This is a genomic window from Desulfobulbus sp. (assembly GCF_030824455.1).
GTDB lineage: Bacteria > Desulfobacterota > Desulfobulbia > Desulfobulbales > Desulfobulbaceae > Desulfobulbus.
Genome location: NZ_JAVBXR010000113.1, coordinates 14931 through 35042, shown reverse-complemented (window position 1 = coordinate 35042; position 20112 = coordinate 14931). Strand labels below are relative to the sequence as shown.

The 20112-nt window shown below is 59.5% G+C and carries 12 protein-coding genes; 9 read left to right on the top strand and 3 right to left on the bottom strand.

The window, feature by feature from the left end; translation table 11 throughout:
- Positions 1-24 precede the first annotated feature (24 nt).
- The 3 genes from RCH93_RS14755 to RCH93_RS14745 form a co-directional block, all read right to left on the bottom strand.
- Positions 25-783, bottom strand: coding sequence for a hypothetical protein (locus RCH93_RS14755; RefSeq protein WP_306549181.1), 759 nt, complete (start codon positions 781-783; stop codon positions 25-27).
- A 98-nt stretch (positions 784-881) separates the two neighbouring features.
- A complete protein-coding gene (locus RCH93_RS14750) occupies positions 882-1685 on the bottom strand; it encodes a sulfite exporter TauE/SafE family protein (protein ID WP_306549180.1) in 804 nt (267 codons plus the stop codon).
- Positions 1686-1728: 43 nt separating this feature from the next.
- Positions 1729-2448, bottom strand: a complete 720-nt coding sequence (locus RCH93_RS14745) for a FadR/GntR family transcriptional regulator (RefSeq protein WP_306549179.1) — start codon at positions 2446-2448, stop codon at positions 1729-1731.
- A 455-nt stretch (positions 2449-2903) separates the two neighbouring features.
- On the opposite strand from RCH93_RS14745, the gene RCH93_RS14740 reads away from it, so the two are divergent.
- From RCH93_RS14740 to RCH93_RS14700, 9 genes are all read left to right on the top strand, one after another.
- The gene (locus RCH93_RS14740) at positions 2904-5513 is read left to right on the top strand and encodes a PAS domain-containing sensor histidine kinase (RefSeq protein WP_306549178.1); all 2610 of its coding nucleotides are present in this window, start codon (positions 2904-2906) and stop codon (positions 5511-5513) included.
- A gap of 120 nt (positions 5514-5633) precedes the next feature.
- A complete protein-coding gene (locus tag RCH93_RS14735; protein ID WP_306549177.1) occupies positions 5634-7043 on the top strand; it encodes a sigma-54 dependent transcriptional regulator in 1410 nt (469 codons plus the stop codon).
- Between the two features lie 323 nt (positions 7044-7366).
- Positions 7367-7759: a hypothetical protein gene (locus tag RCH93_RS14730; protein WP_306549176.1), complete on the top strand. Its 393-nt coding sequence runs from the start codon at positions 7367-7369 to the stop codon at positions 7757-7759.
- Between the two features lie 11 nt (positions 7760-7770).
- Positions 7771-9753 (top strand): methyl-accepting chemotaxis protein, encoded by a 1983-nt coding sequence (locus RCH93_RS14725; protein ID WP_306549175.1) that lies wholly within the window; start codon positions 7771-7773, stop codon positions 9751-9753.
- 118 nt (positions 9754-9871) lie between these two features.
- On the top strand, positions 9872-12841 hold the full coding sequence (locus RCH93_RS14720; protein WP_306549174.1) for a PAS domain S-box protein: 2970 nt from the start codon (positions 9872-9874) through the stop codon (positions 12839-12841).
- Between the two features lie 106 nt (positions 12842-12947).
- Complete coding sequence (locus tag RCH93_RS14715) at positions 12948-15101, top strand: PAS domain S-box protein (RefSeq protein WP_306549173.1); 2154 nt, start codon at positions 12948-12950, stop codon at positions 15099-15101.
- Positions 15098-15550: a response regulator gene (locus RCH93_RS14710; RefSeq protein WP_306549172.1), complete on the top strand. Its 453-nt coding sequence runs from the start codon at positions 15098-15100 to the stop codon at positions 15548-15550. Before RCH93_RS14715 ends, RCH93_RS14710 begins: the two co-directional genes overlap by 4 nt.
- A complete protein-coding gene (locus RCH93_RS14705; protein WP_306549171.1) occupies positions 15535-17877 on the top strand; it encodes a response regulator in 2343 nt (780 codons plus the stop codon). The genes RCH93_RS14710 and RCH93_RS14705 overlap by 16 nt, the downstream gene beginning before the upstream one ends.
- Positions 17878-17976: 99 nt before the next feature.
- Positions 17977-19983, top strand: coding sequence for a PAS domain-containing protein (locus RCH93_RS14700; protein ID WP_306549170.1), 2007 nt, complete (start codon positions 17977-17979; stop codon positions 19981-19983).
- The last annotated feature ends 129 nt before the right edge of the window (positions 19984-20112 follow it).

Below are 20112 nucleotides of genomic sequence, written 5' to 3'. Positions count from 1 at the left end.
AAGCGCTCGGGTTTCGCCGGCGCCTCACTGCTCGCCGCTTTGCTCAATCAGGATGCGATCCTGCCGGCATTGGTTGCGGTCGGTTGCCGCCTTTCCCGGCAGATCGGGGCCAAGCAGTGCGGCAAGTCCGTCGCCTGTCTTGAATTCCCGGGGCAACCGGACCCGGATCTCGTAGAGATAGTTTCCTTTGCACAGCAACAGAAAACTGTTTGCAGCCCGATTGTCGCCCACTTCCCTGTTCACCTTTGCATACAACTCGCGCTTGGAAATAGCCCCGCCGATGTGGGCCGCAATGTAGCGGCCCGCTGCCGCGTTGTTGACCATGGCCACGGCGTCGACCGCCTTGCGGAAGTAGGCGTCGTCGTCCATCCCGGTCTGGCAGGTCCCGTGTTTCTGCCATTCATATTCGCCAAAGCTGGTTTCGTCATAAAAATTGGGCATCCACGGTTGAACGTACGCAAGCGTGTCCGGGCGCAAATCCAGGGGACGCCCGCCGCATTGGCCGTACCCGGCGCCGCAGCTTTTTTTGTCGGGCCAAAGCCCGTGCAAGGTGAGATGGTCCACGGTGAGCCGCCCATCGGCCATCCGCTCGCATTCCGGTTTGCGGCCGTTGTAGGCAGTGCGCTCGCAAAAACCCGGTTGCCAGGTAATGGCCAGCACATAGCCGTCGTGCTGATCCGGCGTCCGGCAAACCGATGGAGCGCGGAGAGCGCCGCGATTCGCTTCGCCGCCATGGGCGACGACGGCTGTCAGGAGCAACAACACCAGCACAAGACGTTTCATGCATCCTCCGCAGAATGGATAAAAACGAGGAGAGCCTTGAGGACGGCGGCGTCCTCAAGGCTCTCCTCAAGGCGTCTCAAAGGCCGAGCAGACAGGGGCTACTGCAGCAGGCTCCAGGCCATTTTGGTGGCCACCACATAAAGGAACAGGGCAAAGATGCGCTTGAGCTTGTCCACCGGCAAGGCGTGAGCCAACTTGGCCCCCAAGGGAGCGGTAAAGACGCTGGAGCAGACAATGCCAACCAGGGCGGGCAGATAGACATAGCCCAGGCTATAGGCTGGAAGGCCGACTCCGTGGAGATTGTTGACGATATAGCCGACCGCGCCGGCAACGGCAATGGGAAACCCGATGGCCGCCGAGGTGCCGATGGCACGATGCGCCGCCACATTGCACCACAGCATGAAGGGCACGGACAGCGAGCCGCCGCCGATGCCGACCAGGGCCGACGCCACCCCAATGGTCGAGCCAACGCCGAACATGCCCGCGTTTCCGGGGAGTTCACGCGAGGCCTTGGGCTTTTTGTTGAGCAACATCTGGGTGGCCACGGAATAGAGGAACACGCAGAAAAACCCTTTCAAAAAACCTGTGGAAAGGCGCGCGGCAACAAAGGTGCCGAGAAAGGTGCCGAGCAGGATGCCGGGCACGATCCGCTTGACGATCCCCCAATCAACCGCGCCCCGTTTATGATGCGACATGAAGCTGGAGATCGAGGTGAAGATGATGCTGGCCAGCGAGGTGCCCAGGGCCAGATGCATGATCAGATCCGGCACAATCCCCTGCCTGACGAAGCAGAAGATCAGCATCGGCACAATCACCAACCCGCCGCCGACGCCCAAAAGACCGGCTAAGACCCCGGCAATCAATCCCACAGCCAGATACATCAACGCAATTTCTACAGTCATAACGTCCTCCGGTTCGGCTCGTTCGCCGCAATGCTTAAAAAATTTACTGCCCTTGTTGATCGCTGAAGATATGGGTTTCAACCTCAGCGAGATGATGCTCCATAGCCGCCTTGGCCGCCGCCGGGTCGCCGGCCTCCAGGGCGTCGATAATGCGCAGATGGCCTTCCACCGAGGCGAAACGCCGCTCGCTGCTCTGCAGCCAGGCGGATCGGCTCTTGTTCATGGTCGACTGGACGGCAGTCATCACCGGGCCAACCACCCGGTTGCCGGCGCACTCTGCCAGCAGTTGGTGAAATTCGGCGTCCAGACGGTCGTCCTCCCGCCCGGCCAGCAAGGCGCGCTGCTGATCGCAGACCAGAATTTTGAGCCGATCGAGCGTTCCAGGCGGCATTCGTTGCGCCGCCAGAGCCGCAATCCACGGTTCCAGCATCTGGCGGAATTCGATCACGTCGCGGACCCAACCCTCCTGCTCGCTGATGGCCGCCAGCACAGCCTCGCCGGGAAAGGGGGCGTCCAGGGCAGTCAACAGATAGGTGCCGTCGCCCTGCCTGCTCTCAATCACGCCGCGCTCGGCCAGGGCCTGAAAGGCTTGGCGCAAACTGCCGCGCGACACCCCCCAGGTTTCGGCCAGCTTGCGTTCCGGCGGCAGACGATCGCCTGGGGCCAGTTCGCCGGCGGCGATCATGGCGCGAACGCGTTCGATGATCGCCGTGTAGGCGTATTTCTTTGCTTCTCGGTCTTCTCTGGACTCAGTTGGGGCCATGCCTTCAATTACTCCTCATATTGGTTCAACCAATATTACGACGCTAGCCAACAGTCAATCAATATCATGACAATTATCAAAATATCCTGAATAAATTGGTCAACCATTAGCGCAGACATCCCTGTGTGCCAAGAACGCCGCAGTCGATCTCTCCCCCCGCAACGCCTTGCCCGCCCGCTGTCGCCATCGGAGCGTGCCCGATCTCAGACGTTTGGTTTTTCGCGCCGCCGATGATCGACGCTATCAGGCCACAACCAGCGGCCGCAAACCGGGTTGTCGGCCAAGGCGAGGCTATGCCGTTGCCAAGAAGAGCCCCCAAAAACGGATTCCAGGCGGTCCCCATCCAAACAGCACGCAATTCACTAGCTGTTTTCTCTGTAACCTGTTAAGAAACCATTTTTTTATTGACCGCCTCTTCTTCTGTTCCCCGTCCGCCTGCACTACGCCATCGCCCTATGCCCCGCTCTCTCGCTCTGCTGGTTGCTTTCCTCGCCGGCGCTCTGGCCCTGTGCCTGTTCAACACCGTGCAGACGCTCCTCTTTCACTGGCCCTACACACCGGCGCAGCATCTCATTCCCTTTTTCATAGGCGGCGTTGGCGGTCTGCTGATTGGCGACCGAAGCCTCCGGATCAGGGCGCTGCACGACTCGTTGCGCCAAGCCGACATGCGGCTGCAACAGTCCCTCCAGGAGAGCGAGGAGCGGTATCGCGTCCTGTTCCACCACAACCAAGCCGTCCAACTGCTGGTTGATCCGGAGAATGGCGCCATCGTTAAGGCCAACGAGGCGGCGCGAACGTTTTACGGACACGACGAGGCCGCCTGGCGCGGCATGACCATCATGTCCCTGAACATCGCTGCCAAGGAAAGCATCATGCGCGACATGCAGCGCGCGCTTGCCTACGAACAACTCTGCTTTCAATTTCAGCACCTGCTGCATTCCGGCGAAATCCGCCCGGTGGCCGTGTACACCGTGCCAGTGCCGTTTCAGGGGCAAACCTTGCTCCACTCGGTGATCATCGACGTTGCCGAGCAGAACCGCGCCCAAACCCACCTCCGAAAAAAAACCCTGGAACAGCGACTGCTGCTCGATTCTATACCGGTTGGCGTCTGGTACCTCAAAGACCCAGAAACCTACGGTTCAGTCAACAAGGCTTTTGCCTGCTTCTTCGGCCGTTCGCCCTCGGAAGTGGCCCACCAGCGCCTGGAAACAGTGCTCAGCCCGGACCTCCTGCCCTTGGCCTTGGCCAGCAATCGCCAGGTGTTCACCGAAAAAAAACCTCTGCGCTATGAACAGCGGCTTTTGTTTGGCAACAGCGAGCCCCGTTACATGGCCATCACCAAAACACCCAAATGCGATACGGACGGCGCCGTGGAATTCGTTGTCTGTACCGCCACCGACATCACCGACATGCAGCAGGCGCGGGAACTGCTGCGCATCGAACGGGATCTCCATGTGGCGCTGACCACCGCCCCTTCGCAGCAGGACGCCCTGCGCCTGTGCCTGGCAAAGGCCATTGAGGTTTCGCAAACCGATTGCGGAGGTCTCTACCTGGCGGACCGCACCGACGGCAGCATCACCATGGCTGCGCACCAGGGACTGTCGGAGACCTTTGTTCGCATTGTTGCGCGCTACGACGCCGACTCGCCTCAGGCCCGCCTGGCGCGGCGCAATCAACCGTTCTACTCCTGTTGTGAGGAACTGGGACGGCTGGTGGACAATGCCGAGCTCTGCAACGAGGGATTGCGGGCCATGGCCGTCGTCCCCATCGCCTCGCAAGACCGGGTGATCGCCTGCTTGAACGTGGCCTCGCGGCAAACCGACCAGATCGCGCCTTACAGCCGAATCGCCCTGGAGCAAATCGTTGCCCGCCTCGGCTCCTTCCTGGCCCAGAAGGAGCAGGAATCGCTGATTCGCCAGCATGAGCAAAATCTCGACGCCCTGTTCAACACAATCGAAGATCTGGTGTTCATCCTCGACACCAACGGCGCCGTCGTCCATCTCAACGCCGCGGCGGCCAGACGTCTGGGCTATCGGCCCGAAGAGCTGATCGGCCGCAACATCCTGATGGTGCATCCGGCGGACAAACAGGAGGAGGTTGCGGCCGTTGTCGCCGCCGTCCTGGCCGGAGAACGCAATGCCTGTCCATTGCCGCTGGTCGGAAAAACCGGCGAGAAGATCCCTGTGGAAACGTACCTGACCTTGGGCGAGTGGAGCGGACAACAAGTGATCTTTGGCCTGAGCCGCGACGTCGGCTACCGGCTCCAACTGGAACGCCAGGAGCGTTTGCTGCTGAAGAACGCGGGGTTGGAGCGGATGGCAGGAGCAATGGCCCACCACTTCAACAATCTGCTGACCATCGTGGTCGGCAATCTTGAACTGACCCAGGAAGAAGGCGTTTCTCAATCGAAGGTCAGCAGCCTGCTGGCCAACGCCCTGGTAGGCAGCAAACGCGCCATTGGCCTGGGGCAGGCCCTGCTGATCTACACCGGTCAGTTTGCCGAAGCGAGCAGCCCCCTCCATCTTGCCGAGTTGTGCCGCGACTGTCTGACCGCGGCAACCCACGACTTGCCAAGTCATATTGCCCTGGAAATCGACTGTCCCCTGCCCGGCCCGCTAGTTTCCGCCAATGCGCATCAACTCGAGCAGGTGCTGACTGCCCTGATCACCAACGCGGTGGAAATTATCGGTCCCGAACCCGGCCGGATTGTGGTGCGCGTCGCCTCCATTGCCGGCGAAGCCATTGCCGCGCCCCACCTGTTCCCGGCAGGGTGGACGCCTGACCGCCGGCGGTATGGCAGTTTGGAGGTGACCGACACCGGGTGCGGCATCGACGAAAAACAGATGGTCAACATCTTCGATCCCTTTTACTCGGAAAAATTTGTCGGCCGGGGGCTGGGTTTGCCCCTGGCGCTGAGCCTTGTCAAAAAGCTCGACGGCGCCATTGCGGTGCTCAGCCGGCCGAGTCAGGGGTCAACCTTTCAGGTGCTGTTGCCGGAGATTGGGCCTCGAGATGGATCTTTTGACGACGCCATTGCCGCCGGCCGCGCAAACACCGCAGAATGAACTGGTGCAACGGAGGCGAAATAGAGTATTCTTTTATAACAGTTTCAATGTGTTTGCTCACTGTACGGCCTATTGACAGACCGCAGCAGTTCCGGCAAACGCCTCAACACGTGTTTGCAGATGGCCGATATTCTGATTATTGACGACGATTTCATGCTGACCGAGATGCTGGCCAGCCATCTCCAACAGGCCAACCACGTCGTCGCCATTGCCGCAACGCTTGCCGACGGCGTGGCGCACGCGCGTTGCAGCCCCTTTGACGTCGTCTTTCTTGACGTGCAACTGCCCGACGGCAACGGCCTGGACGCCTTTCCCGCCCTGGCAGACGCCCCTTCCCAACCGCAAATCATCATCATGACGGGCTCCGGCGACCCGGACGGCGCCAAAAAGGCGATCCAATCCGGCGCCTGGAGTTACCTGGAAAAGCCGCACGTGCTGCGCAATCTGCTGCTGCCCCTGACCCGCGCTCTGCAATACCGTGAGGAAAAAAAGCGGATCGACCGCATCCCGACCGCCCTCAAACGCGACGCGATCATCGGCAAAAGCTCATGCCTGGGCGCTTGCCTGGATCAGGTGGCCAGTGCGGCGGCCAGCGATGCCAACGTCTTGATTACCGGCGAAACCGGCGTCGGCAAGGAGATTTTTGCCCGGGCCATTCATGACAATTCCAACCGGAGCGAGCAGGCCTTTGTGGTGGTTGATTGCGCCTCTTTGCCGGAAACCCTGATCGAAAGCACCCTGTTTGGCCACGTCAAAGGGGCCTTCACCGGCGCTGACCGCGCCTCTGCCGGGTTGATCAAGATGGCCCACAACGGCACCCTGTTTCTTGACGAGGTGGGCGAATTGCCCGAGCGGATGCAAAAAACCTTTCTCCGCGTCCTGCAGGAACACTGGTTTCGCCCGGTCGGGGCCGCCAAGGAAGAATACAGCAATTTCCGCGTCATAGCGGCCACCAACCGCGACCTTGACCAGGATGCGGCCTCGGGCGCTTTTCGTACCGACCTGCTCTACCGCCTCCGCTCTCTTTCCCTCCACCTGCCGCGCCTACGGGACAGGAAGGAAGACATTCGCCCCCTGAGTCGCCACTTCCTTGCCCGCCTCTGTGATCGGGCTAAAATTGGCTCCAAAGGCGTTGCCGACGAATTTTTCGAACACCTGCATGCCTACGATTGGCCGGGCAACGTTCGCGAACTGCAGCAAACCCTGGAACAGGTCTTTGCAAACGCCGTTCACCACCACACCCTCTTTGCCTATCACCTGCCTGACCACATCCGGGTGCGCAAGACCCTGGAGAACATGCAAAACGACGCTGCCCCCTCTGGAGATGCTCATTCCCGGACCTCTGGAGCGTCCCTCCCGACCTGGAAGGATTTCAGATCGGCAAAAGAGCGCGAATACCTGCGGCAACTCCTGCACTCGACCCAAGGCAGCGTCAAAGAGGCCTGCCTGGTCTCCGGCCTTTCCCGCGCCCGCCTGTACCAACTGATGAGCCTCCACGACATCGGTTCCACAATGGAGCCGCTTCAATAAGCGCCTTCTCCTTTCCCGCTCACAGGCCGTTTGCATTGTGCAAGCCACGCCTGCCGGCAAATCAACGCGCTACCGCATCCGCCTTGCCTCGCCTCGTTGTCTGAATAATTAGACAACCGTCTGTCCAAGAAACTGGACAACTCGCCTGAGCAGACTGTCAGCAACTCCTCCGCTTAGTGGCAGCACCTGCCTTTTTCACGGCAACCTCCTCAAATACAACAAAATTTATTTATGACAGAGATCGTGCAGCTCTGGCAACAATTCTGCATAGCCTTGGGAGGCGGCATGCTTTGCCAACGTGCAACCCGCACTCGGAGGAAAGGATGAAAAATATTTTTTTGTATGCGGCCAGAGAGTCGGAATCTTTCCGTCGGGTGGAAGATTATATGCGGCAATTGCCCCTGAACAGCACCTTGATCACGTTGCCTCCCGGCTCCCGATTTGACTCGCCGCTGTGTCTGCACCTTCGCAGCAACGACGTCATCATTCTCTTTGCGCTCGACGACGCCGACATCAGCGATTTGCTCGACCTGCGCGAAGAATATGAAAATTTCCGGATTCTCTTGATCATGGACAACGAAATTAACATCACCAACAATAAATATCCACATCTTTCCCCGCGATTTGTGGCATATTTAGACAGCAACATCGACGACGCGACTGAATTTCTCGCCAACATATACAGAAAAGAGCAACTCAACAATAACCTCCAGTGACGGAAACAGCCATGAACACGCTCAAATTATCGGTAAAAATCGGTAGCGGTTTCGGATTCATTCTCGCCTTACTGCTCATTGTGTCGTTCTTTTCCTGGAATGGACTGAAGACGGCGGCCAGCGGCGTCAATGAATACGACCGGCGGGCCGCCAACTCCAATCATGTGTTCCATCTGCAAGAGATGATGCTTGAAGTGCGGATGCAGGTTAAAGATTTCATGATCACCCACAGCGACAAGGATCAGCAGGAATACAAAGAATTCATGGGCAAGCTGCAGGCCGCCCTGAACGAAGCCAAAACGCGGATTAAAAATCCTGAACGCGCGGCTAAGATCGCCGAGATCGACCACAACGCCGACGCCTATCAAACCGCCTTTGAACAGCTTATCAACGACATCAAGGAGAGCGACCGCATTATCAACGATGTCCTGCGGGGTCTGGGCCCGGTGATGCAAAACGACATGAACGTCGTCATGACCTCGGCCAAAAACGACCAGGACTTTGACGCCACCACTAAGGCTGCCCTGGCGACCCAGCACATGCTGCTGGCCAGGCTCTACGCGCAGCGCTTCTTGGCCACCGCCACCGAAAAAGACGCGGCCCTGGTGGTGGAGGAAAACGCCAAAATGCAGGAACTCCTCGGGCAAGTGGCCGGCGGAGCCCATGCGGAGCGCAGGGCCAAAGCGCAGAAAATTCTGACCGACGCCAAAACCTACATCGACGCGTTCAACCAGATGGCCAAGGCGACCATGGGCCGCAACACGGTCTACAACGGGACATTGACCAAACTCGGCGATGAAATTGCCAACCTGGTTTCCGCAATTCTCACCACCTACGTCAAGGATCAGACCGATCTCGGAGCCTCGCTCATCGCGACAGGCCAGACCGCCATCCGCACTATGCTGCTGCTCTCCACGGTCGCCCTGTTGCTCGGCGTTGCCTTTGCCGTTTTTCTCACCCGGGCAATCACCGGACCGGTGCGCAAAACCGCCGCCTTTGCCGAAACCATGGCGGGCGGCGACTTCACCAGTAAATTGGACGTCAACCAGGGCGACGAGATCGGCCTGATGGCCCGCTCGCTCAACCAGATGGTTGGTCAGTTGGGCTCGATGATCAAGGAAATCATCATCGGCGTCAACAGCCTCTCGATGTCGTCCACCGATCTGGCGGCTGTCTCCCGGCAATTGTCGTCGGCCGCCAAAGACACCGCCGACAAATCGGGCTCGGTTGCCGCAGCCACCGAAGAGATGAGCACCAACTTCCATTCGGTGTCGGCGGCCATGGAGCAGTCCACCAGCAACGTCAACATGATCGCCTCCTCCACCGAAGAGATGACCGCCACGGTCAACGAAATTGCCGAAAGCGCGGAAAAAGCCCGGAACATCACCGACGCGGCCGTGAAACAATCGCAGGCCACCTCGGCCAAGATGGCCGATCTGGGCGAATCAGCCAAAAAAATCGGTAGGGTGACTGAAACCATCACTGAAATATCCGAACAGACCAACCTTCTGGCCCTCAACGCCACCATCGAGGCGGCCCGCGCCGGCGAGGCGGGCAAGGGGTTTGCGGTGGTGGCCAACGAGATCAAGGAACTGGCCCGTCAAACCGCCGAGGCCACGGTGGACATCAAGAATCAAATCAGCGACATGCAAACCACCACCGGCGGCGCCATTGAGGACATCGCCAAGATTTCCGAGGTCATCGTCGACATCAACAGCGTCATCAACGCCATTGCCACCGCCGTGGAAGAGCAGTCGGCGGCCACCAGCGAAATCGCCGGCAACATCGCCCAGGCTTCCCAGGGCATTGCCGAAGTCAACGAAAACGTGGCGCAAAGCTCGGTTGTGGTGGCCGACATCACCCGCGACGTCACCGAGATCAGCCAGCAATCGACCCAGGTGGGCGATGGCTCCGCTCAGGTGCAGAGCAGCGCCCAGAGTCTTTCCGAGTTGGCCCAGCAACTGGAAACGCTGGTCAAAAAATTCAAAGTTTGAACTATTGTTGTTCCCCCTTCTTCAAGGGTTGTCGGCGCCAATCCGCCGCCTGGGCACTGGCCCGGGCGGCGGATTTTACTGTCCGAAAACCGCTGAAGCATTGTATGGTTAATAGATCATGAACCCCTCTCCGACCTGCCCCGCATCAATTGCCCCCAAACAGCCTGTCAGTAAGCTCTGGCCGCTGCTGGCCCTGCTTTGCCTGGTCGGCGCCGGCCTTGTTGCCGCCGGCTACGGGTTGTACCGCCAGCAGGAGCGAAGCATCCAGGCGGAGCACGCCGCCAATCTTGAAGCAATCGCCCAACTGAAAACCAACCAACTGCTCGCCTGGCGTCAGGAGCGGCTGGCCGACGCGCGGATGAACGCGTCGGGCATGGTCCGTTTCCTTGCCCTGCAATGGCTGCAAACCGGCCATGCCGGGACGCTTGAAGACCTCAGGCAACGGCTGCAATTTTTTCGTGAGAACGAAGGCTACTTCAACATGATCATGGCCGACGGCGAGGGTCGCATTCGCCTCTCGCTGCTGCCGCGCGTCACCCAACTCGAGAGTGAGGAACAGATCCTCCTGCGGCAGGTTGTCGCCTCGAAACAGGCGGTATTGGGCGATTTCTTTTATTGCAACAACTGCAACCGGATCCACGTCAATGTGGCGGCGCCGGTGTTTGACGGCGACAAGGTGGCCCTGGTGCTCCTGCTGGTGGCCGACCCGCAGCGCGACCTGTACCCGATGATCCAATCCTGGCCGATTGCTCACGGCAACGCGGAATCGCTTTTGGTGGGACGGGACGGCGAGAGTGCGCTTCTGCTCAACCAACCCCGGCACGGCGCCATTTCCGGACTGTCGTTTCGCCACCCGCTCACCCGAACCTCCTCGCCTGCAGTTCAGGCCGTTCTCGGCGCAACCGGCGTTGTTCGCGGGGCGGATTACCGCAATGTCGAAACACTGGCCTATTTGAATCGCGTCCCGGAAACCGACTGGTTCATGATCACCAAACTCGATTTCGCGGAAATCGCCGCCGAAGCCCGCTACCGCGTCGGGGGAATCATGCTGCTGGTGGTCCTGGCGACCACTGTCGCCGGTTTTTTGGTGCAGCTTGCCAGCCTTTCCCGACAAAAATCCTTGAATGCAGCCCTGCTCCAGGAAGAACAGCAACATCGGCAAACCCGCGAAGAGATCCGCGCCACCCTCTACGGCATCGGCGAGGGCGTCATTGCCACCGACGCCGCCGGCCTGATCACCCGCATGAACCCGGTGGCCGAATCGCTGACCGGCTGGCTGGAAACCGAGGCCCTGGGCAAACCGCTGGGCGCCGTGTTCCGGGTGATCAACGAAGACACCGGAGAGCCTGTGGAATCGCCGGTTGAACGGGTTTTGCACCACGGGGTGATCGTGCAAATGAGCAATCACATCCTGCTGATTGCCAAGGACGACACCCGCAGGCCGATTGCCGACAGCGGCGCGCCGATTCGCAACGAGGCGGGAGTCATTGCCGGCGTGGTCCTGGTGTTCCGCGACCAGAGCAAACGCAGGGTCATGGAGAAATTGCGGGCGGAAAGCGCCAAACGGTACACCGATCTGGTGGAAAGCATCAGCGATTTCATCTGGGAGACCGGCGCGGATCACCGCTTTACCTACGCCAGCCCGCGATCCCTGGACATGCTGGGTTACGCCCCGGACGACTGCGTCGGCCTGTCCTGGGTGGAACTGCTGGCCGAGAACAACCCTGCCGAGGCCGTGCAGGCCTGCACCGACATGATCGCCGGTCTGCGGCCTTACAGCCAACTGTGTTTGAGCTTTGTCAGGAAGGACGGCGTGGAGGTGATCCTCGAATCCAGCGCTGTACCGGTGTTTGATCCAGCCGGTCGGTTTCGCGGCTACCGGGGCGTCAGTCGGGACATCACCGAACGCAGGCGCACCGAAGACGCCAAGAGGCGACTGGAGGGCCAACTGCTGCAATCGCAAAAGATGGAGGTGGTGGGACGTTTGGCCGGCGGCGTGGCGCACGATTTCAACAACATGCTGACCGTGATCAGCAGTTATGTGGAGATGACCTTAAACGAGCTGGAGGAACAGCATCCGCTCTACAAACGGCTGTACGAGGTGCACAAGGCGGCCCGACACTCGGCTGACCTGACCCGGCAACTGCTGGCCTTTGCCCGCAAACAGGTGATCGCGCCCCGGATTCTTGATCTCAACGAGACCATCTCCGGATCGCTGAAGATGCTGCACCGTCTGATCGGCGAGAACATCGACCTGCAATGGAATCCTGGCCCCAATCTCTGGCAGGTGCGGATGGACGCCACCCAGATCGGCCAGGTGCTCGCCAATCTCGCGGTCAACGCCCGCGACGCCATTGACGGGCCCGGCCGCCTGATCATTCACACCGCCAATGTGACGGTCGACCCGGCGGATTGCGCCGACTGTCCTGATCTCTCCCCCGGCGACTATGTGCAACTGTCGATTGCCGACAACGGCTGCGGCATGGATCGGCAGACCCAGGAAAAGATTTTCGAACCTTTTTTCACCACCAAGGAAGAAGGCCGGGGCACTGGCCTGGGATTGGCCACGGTGTACGGCATCGTCAAACAGAACAACGGGGCGATTGCCGTTGCCAGCGAACCTTTGCGGGGCACGACCTTCCGCATCTCCCTGCCCAGGGTCACAACCGCCTCCCAGGCGCTGCCGACCGCCAAGGGCAACCGGATGCACTGCGGCGCGGAAACCATTCTTCTGGTGGAAGACGAAACCGTCATCCTCGAAATGGGAGCCTTTATCCTGGAGCAACATGGCTACACCGTGCTGGTCGCCCAAAATCCGCTCCAGGCCCTGGAGCTTGTCCACCGTCGGCAGGAGACGATTGACCTGTTGCTCACCGACGTGATCATGCCGGATATGAACGGCCGCGAGCTGTCCCGCCGCGTGCTGGAACTGCTTCCAGCAATCAAGGTGTTGTTCATGTCCGGGTACACCGCAGACATTCTCGCCCACCACGGCGGCGGCATGGACGCGAGCCTGCACTTTCTCGAAAAACCCTTTTCCGCCAGTCAGTTGGTCCAGAAGGTGCGATCCGTGATCGATCAGGGCTGAGTTAGGGGCGCGCCAAGGTCGCCATTGCAATCTTTCAACGCTTTTCTCGCACAGGCGTGGTATGATTTCAAAATAACCATTCGTTCCTATCGCTTACGGGGGTTTCATGAACCTTTCGGCCCGAAATCGGTTTATTGCGCATGCCACGGTCGGGTACATCGTGTTCGGTTCCGCATGGATTTTTTTCTCCGACCGTCTGCTTCTGGCCTTCACTGACGTCGCCGCGCTAACCCGGCTGTCGACCGCCAAGGGCATCGCCTTTATTCTCCTCACCGCCCTGCTGCTGCTCCTGGCCCTGTGCCTCATCCCCGACCGGACCGATCGACAATCGGCCGAAACTTCCGCCCTCATCCGGTCAAGCGAGCGATTGCCCCGCTGGGTCGCCTATTGTTTCGCCCTGCTGGTGACCGTCTCCATGCTGCTGGTCCGGTTGGCGATCTCTGTCTCCTTCGGGGAGCGACCATTGCTTATCCTGTTCATGCTACCCATTATCCTCAGCTCGGTGCTGGGGGGATTAGGCCCCGGCCTGCTGGCCACCGCCGTCGCCGCGCTCGGGATTGATTATTTCGGCATCCCGCCGTTGTACAGCCTGGGCATGCAAGAGCCGTACGACCTGTTCCAATGGTGGATGCTGATCGGCTCCGGCATCCTCGCCAGTTATCTCAACGAACACCTGCATCGCGCCCGCCGGCAGGCCGAAGAGCGCAGAAAACTGCAGGAAATCGCCCAAGAGGAACTCCGCCGAAGCGAGGAACGGTTCCAGTTGGCCATGCGCGGGGCCAACGACGGCGTGTGGGACTGGGATTTGAGCACCGACGAGGTCTATCTTTCGCCGCAGTGGATCAACATGCTCGGATACCAACCAAACGAGTTGCGGCATCATTTCGACACCTGGAAAACGTTGACCCATCCCGACGACCGGGAACGAACCCTTGGCCTGGTGGAGGCACTGCTGGCGGGAAAAACCGATCGGCTGGAAACCGAATTTCGCCTCCGGCATCAAAACGGCGAGTATCTCAACATCCTCTCGCGGGCCTTTCCGGTCAAGGACGATTCAGGCCGGATTGTCCGTCTGGTCGGCACCCATGTCGACGTCAGCGCCCGTCGTCGCGCCGAGCGGGAACTGCGCGAGAGCGAGGCGCGGCTCAAATTGTTCATCGAACACGCCCCGGCCTCGCTGGCCATGTTTGACGATCAAATGCGCTACCTTGCCGTCAGCCGACGCTGGCTGGACGACTACGCGCTTAGCGGCCGCGACCTTGTTGGCTGCAGCCATTACCAGATGTTTCCCGAGATTGGGGAAGAGTTGAAGGCGGTGCATCGACGGGCTCTGGCGGGCGAAGTGATCCGCAAGGAGGCCGACCGCTTCAAACGGGCGGACGGCTCGGTGCAATGGCTGCGTTGGGAGGTTCGCCCCTGGTTTGCCGCCGACGGCGTGGTTGGCGGCATTGTAATTTTTTCCGAGGACATCACCCGGCACAAACTGGCGGAACTGGAAATCCACCGTCTCAATGCCCATCTGGAACGACGGGTGGCCGAGCGCACCGCCGAACTGTCGGCGGCAAACAGCGAGCTGGAAAGTTTCACCTATGCCGTTTCCCACGATCTGCGCGGCCCCTTGCGGGCGATGAGCGGTTTTTCCCAGGCCTTGATTGAAGATTACGGCAACCAACTGGAGGGCGAGGCCAGGGTGTATCTGGAGCAGATCATCCTCGGCGGCCGTAGGATGGCCGAGCTGATCGACGGGTTATTGACCCTGTCGCGCAGCACCCGCAAACAACTGCAACGCAATCCGGTTGACCTGTCGGCCATTGCGCGCCGGCTGTTTGCCGAACTTGCCCAGCAGGCGCCGGACAGGCAGGTTCGCCTGGAGGTGGAACCAGGGTTGATTGTCCAGGGCGACGCCGCCATGCTGGAGCTGGTGATGCGCAATCTCCTCGACAACGCCTGGAAATATACGTCAAAACGCGAGGCGGCCGCCATTCGGGTTTTCTCCCGAACAACGGAAACCCACCATTTCATCTGTGTCGAGGACAACGGCGCCGGGTTTGACATGGCGCACGCGGCGCAACTCTTCCAACCCTTCCAGCGACTCCACCGCCAGGAGGAGTTTCCCGGCATCGGCATTGGGCTCGCCACGGTGCAACGCATCATCCACCGGCACGGCGGGATATTGGAAGCCAAGGGCTGCAAGGACCAAGGCGCAACACTCTGTTTCAGCCTGCCGCACTGCAGCGAAGAACAAGGAGAGAAAACGTGAACAGCACCGCCATTTTGCTCGTCGAGGACAATCCCCAGGATGAAATGCTGATCCTGCGGGCGCTGAAAAAGGCCCATGTCGCCAACCGCGTCGATGTGGCGCGCGATGGCCAGCAAGCCATTGATTATCTGTTCAATCAAGGCGAATTTCACACCCCGACCGGTCGCGCCCTGCCGACGGTTATCCTCCTGGACATCAGCCTGCCCAGGCTTTCCGGCCTGGAGGTGCTGGAAAGGATACGCGCCGATCCGCGCACCAAACTGACGCCGGTGGTCATCCTCACCTCCTCCGACGAGGAGCAAGACCGCCTGAGCAGCTATGAATCCGGCGCCAACAGCTTTGTCCGCAAGCCCTTGGATTTCTCCGAATTTGCCGAGACCGTCGCCCGCCTCGGCATTTACTGGGTCGCCATCAACCAGATTCCGGTTACCGCATGCCAAGCCCATTAAAAATCCTGCTGATTGAGGATGAGCAGGCCGATTTTTTGCTGATTGATCGCCAGATCCGCCGCAGCGCTTTGCAGGCCGAACTCCGCTGGGTCAGGGATTCCGCAGAATTGACCGCCGCCCTGCGCGAAGACGGCTGGGATCTGATTCTCTCCGATTACCGGGTGGCGGGGCTTGATTTCACCGTAACCTTGGAATCGCTCAAGGCAAGCAAACCAGGGGTTCCGATCATCCTGGTGTCCGGCAGCATTGGCGAGGAAACCGCCGTTGAACTGCTCAAGAGCGGGCTGAGCGACTTTGTGCTCAAGGATCGCCTCTTTCGCCTTATTCCCGCCATCGAACGCAGCCTCGCCGAACAGGCCGAAAAGCAGCGCAGGATAAAGGCTGAAAAGAATTTGGCCGCAAGCGAGCAGCTGATGCGCGCCGTGCTGGACGGAACCTCCGACTCCGTCTTTGTCAAAGATCGCGAGGGCCGCTATCTTCTCTGCAATCAGGCGGCAGCCGATTTTATCGGGCAAACGGTCAACGAGGTCATCGGCCAGGACGACAGCGCTTTCTTTTCTCCCGAGACGGCGGCAATGCTGCAGGCAGACAATCGCACCATCATCGAATCGGGACGGTTGCTGACCCAAGAGGAACAGTTGATCGCGCGCGCGGGGAAACAGCAGATCTTTTCGGTGACCAAAGGTCCGATTTTTGATCAACAGGGCAACATCAACGGACTCTTCGGCATCGCCCGCGACGTTACCGAACGCAAACAAACCCAGGTGCTGCTCAAAGAACAGGAGGAACGCTACCGCAGTCTGTCCCAGGAATACCGCGCCTTGCTCGACAACGTCCCGGACGGCATTGTCCACCTCTCGCCGCAGCTTGAAGTCCGCTGGGTGAATGCAGCGGCGCAGCAAATGTTCCACGGGAAAAGCGGCGCGGAATTGCGGAACAAAGTCTGCCACCTGGCCTTCTGGAATCGGGAAGAAAAATGCGATTCCTGCCCTGTGGCGCGCAGCCTCGTCAGCCGTCAGAATGAAATTGCGTGTTTGTCGTCGCTGGAAATGGGCCGGGAGTTTGAAATACGCGCGGTTCCGGTCGTCGGCCAATCAGGGGAACTGGACGGGGTTATTGAAATCATTCGAGACGTTACCACCAATCGCCAGCTGGAGGAACAGTATCGCCAGGCCCAGAAAATGGAGACCATAGGCACCTTGGCCGGCGGCATTGCCCACGATTTCAATAACATCTTGTCTGCCATCCTCGGCTATGGAGAGATGGCCCTTGAACATCTGACCATGGATCATCCGGCGCGCAAAAGCGTCCGCACCATCATCGAGGCCGGACTGCGGGCCTCCCATCTGACCAAAGACCTCCTGTTGTTCAGCCGCAAGCAGGGCAGCAAGAAAAAACCGGTCGACGTCAACGCCGTCATTGTCAGGATCGAAAAACTGATCCGCCGGATCATCGGCGAAGACATTCAATGCGACACCCAGCTGGTCAAACAACCGCTGATGGTCTTTGCCGACGGCCACCAACTGGAACAGGTGTTGATGAATTTCGCCACCAACGCCCGCGACGCCATGCCCGTCGGCGGACGCCTCTTAATTGCCGCCGAGTGCGTGCAGCTGGATCAGGCATTTGTTGCCGCCCATGGCCTCGGCGCCCCGGGCCCGTATGCGCGGATCACGGTGACCGACACCGGCAAGGGGATGGAGCAAAAAATCCTGGACAAAATCTTTGAGCCTTTTTTCACCACCAAAGAAGTGGGCAAGGGAACGGGACTGGGACTGGCGGTCGTCTACGGCATCATCAGGGAGCACCAGGGTCACATCGAGGCCGCGAGCGAGCCAGGCAAGGGAACCACGTTCAGGTTCTTTTTGCCGTTGATCGCGGAGCAGGAGCCCTCCGCATCCATCCCTCCGGCGCAGCTGAAGCCACCCGGCGGCCGGGAGACGATCCTCCTTGCCGAGGACGAACCAGCGGTGCGCGAGCTGTTCGCCTCCATCCTGGAACAAAACGGCTACACGGTCATCGAAGCGGTCAACGGCGAGGACGGGGTGCGAAAATTCGAGGATCATTGGGGTACAATCGACCTGCTCCTCTTTGACCTGGTGATGCCGAAAATGAACGGCAAGCTTGCCATGGAGGCGATTCGCAAACTGCAACCCGACATCAAAGGGGTCTTTGTCAGCGGGTATGCGCCGGAAAACATCCGCCACAAAGAGCTGACCGACCTACGAACAACGGTGCTGTACAAACCGGTTGCCATTGCCGAACTTCTCCAGGCTGTGCGCCAGGCGTTGGATGCGCCCTCAGCCCTGCCCTCATCTCTGCCGTGAAGCTGTGTTTGCGTTCAGCGCTGTCTTCCCCGCAACCGATTGTGAAAAGGAGCAATCGTATCGCCAAGGCCGGCAAAAGCGTTCCCGAGGAAAAATGAGATGGATGCCATTCTTATCGTTGACGACGAACCGTATATTCGCAGCTTGCTCACTGCACTCCTGGAAAAGGCCGGCCACTTCTGTCAGGCCGCCGAGAACGTGGCCCAGGCCAAGCGGTTGCTGACCGAAACGCCCTTTGACCTCCTGATCACCGATATCGACATGCCCGGAGAGACAGGCCTTGACCTAATCCGGCACACAAAAACGCGTTATCCAGAGGTGGCTGTGGTCATCGCCAGTGTTTTAGACGATCCCGAGCAGGTCAAAGAAATTATCGATCTGGGGATTTACGGCTATATCCTCAAGCCATTCACCGCCAATCTGGCGCTGATCACGGTGGAAAACGCCCTGCGGCGCCAGCGGCTTGAACTGCAGGAACAGTACGCCAACCGTTTGCTGGAGCGCGAGGTTGCGGCCCGCACCCGATTGCTTGACGAACAGCTCTATTTTCTCCAGACCCTGCTCGACGCCATCCCCGTGCCCATCTATTACAAAGACACCCAATGCGTGTACCTGGGATGCAACCGGGCCTTTGAAGAAACCTTCCATCGCCGGCGGGATTCGGTCATCGGCAAAACGACCTTTGATGTGCACCAACCACGACTGGCCGCCGAACTGCACGCAATGGATCTGGAACTCCTCCAAAACCGCGGCGCTCAGGTGGACGAGCGGGTGAGCGCACACGCCGACGGTTCCCTGAAATACTCGCTTCTCCACAAGGCCACCTTCAACGACAGCACCGGGGAGCTGGCCGGTTTGGTGGGCATCGGCCTGGACATCACCGAACTGAAACAGACAGAGCATTCGCTTCGCCGCTCCGAGGAAAAACTGCGGTCCATCATGGACAATCTGCACATCGGGGTGATGATGATCAGCCCTGGCATGGAAATCCTGCAGGTCAACAAACAGATGCGCACATGGTTTCCCAAGACAATGGCCGACACCGAGGGCGGCAATCTGCTTGATTTCTTCGATCAGCAGGGACGGGAGCAGGCCTTTGCCGAGTTCTCGGCCGCAGCGGTCTTCGAGTGCGGCACACCCCAGGAAGCAACCGCCAAATTCAACACTGCCGACAGCGAGCGGATCTTTCGCGTCGTGATCAGCCCGATCTTTGCAGACGGCGGCGCAATAACCGCTGCGGTTGGCCTGCTGGAAGACGTGACCGCAAAATTGCTTATGGAACAGGAACTCCATCAGACGCAAAAGCTCGAAGCCATTGGCCAACTGGCAGCCGGCATTGCCCATGAAATCAACACTCCGGTGCAGTACGTCGGCGACAACCTCCGTTTTCTTAGCGACAGTTTCAAGGACATAACAGCAATCTGCACCTGCGCCGAACAGCTTGCCCAGGCCTTGAAACATAACCAAGCGGCCATGGACTTGGCCTCGCCCCTGGAGGAAACGATCCAACGGGCCGATCTTCCCTTTTTCCTCGACGAAATCCCGAAGACCATCGAACAAAGCATGGACGGCATCAACCGGGTTGGCGCCATTGTCCGGGCCATGCGCGAGTTTTCTCATCCCGGCTCCGAAGAAAAGGTCTTGGTCGACATCAACCACGCCCTGGAAAACACCCTGACCGTCAGCCGCAACGAGTGGAAATACATCGCCGAAACGGAAACCGACCTTGCGCCTGACCTGCCGATGCTGCTCTGCCTGCCCGGCGAAATTAACCAGGTGTTGCTCAACATCATTGTCAACGCGACCCACGCCATTGCCGACGTGACTGACGGCGGCCGCAAAGGCAAGGGCGTCATCCGCCTGTCGACCCGGATCGACGGCGAATGGATGGAGATTCGCATCGCCGACACCGGCGGCGGCATCCCCGCGGCTATTCAACATCGCATTTTCGAACCGTTCTTCACCACCAAAAAGATCGGCAAGGGCACCGGCCAGGGGTTGGCCCTGGCCCGCAACGTGGTGGTCGACAAGCACCAGGGCAAACTGCGTTTTGAGACTGAGCCTGGAGTCGGCACAACCTTTATTGTTCAACTGCCCCTGCGCTGACTTTCGCCGCCCGCTCTCCTTTCCGTTGCCGCCAGGTTGCTGGCAATCGATCCCTCATCGGAACGTCTGCCGGGAAGGCGGGACGCACAACGAAATCCACTGGCCATTTTCCCTGCTGTTGGTATAGTT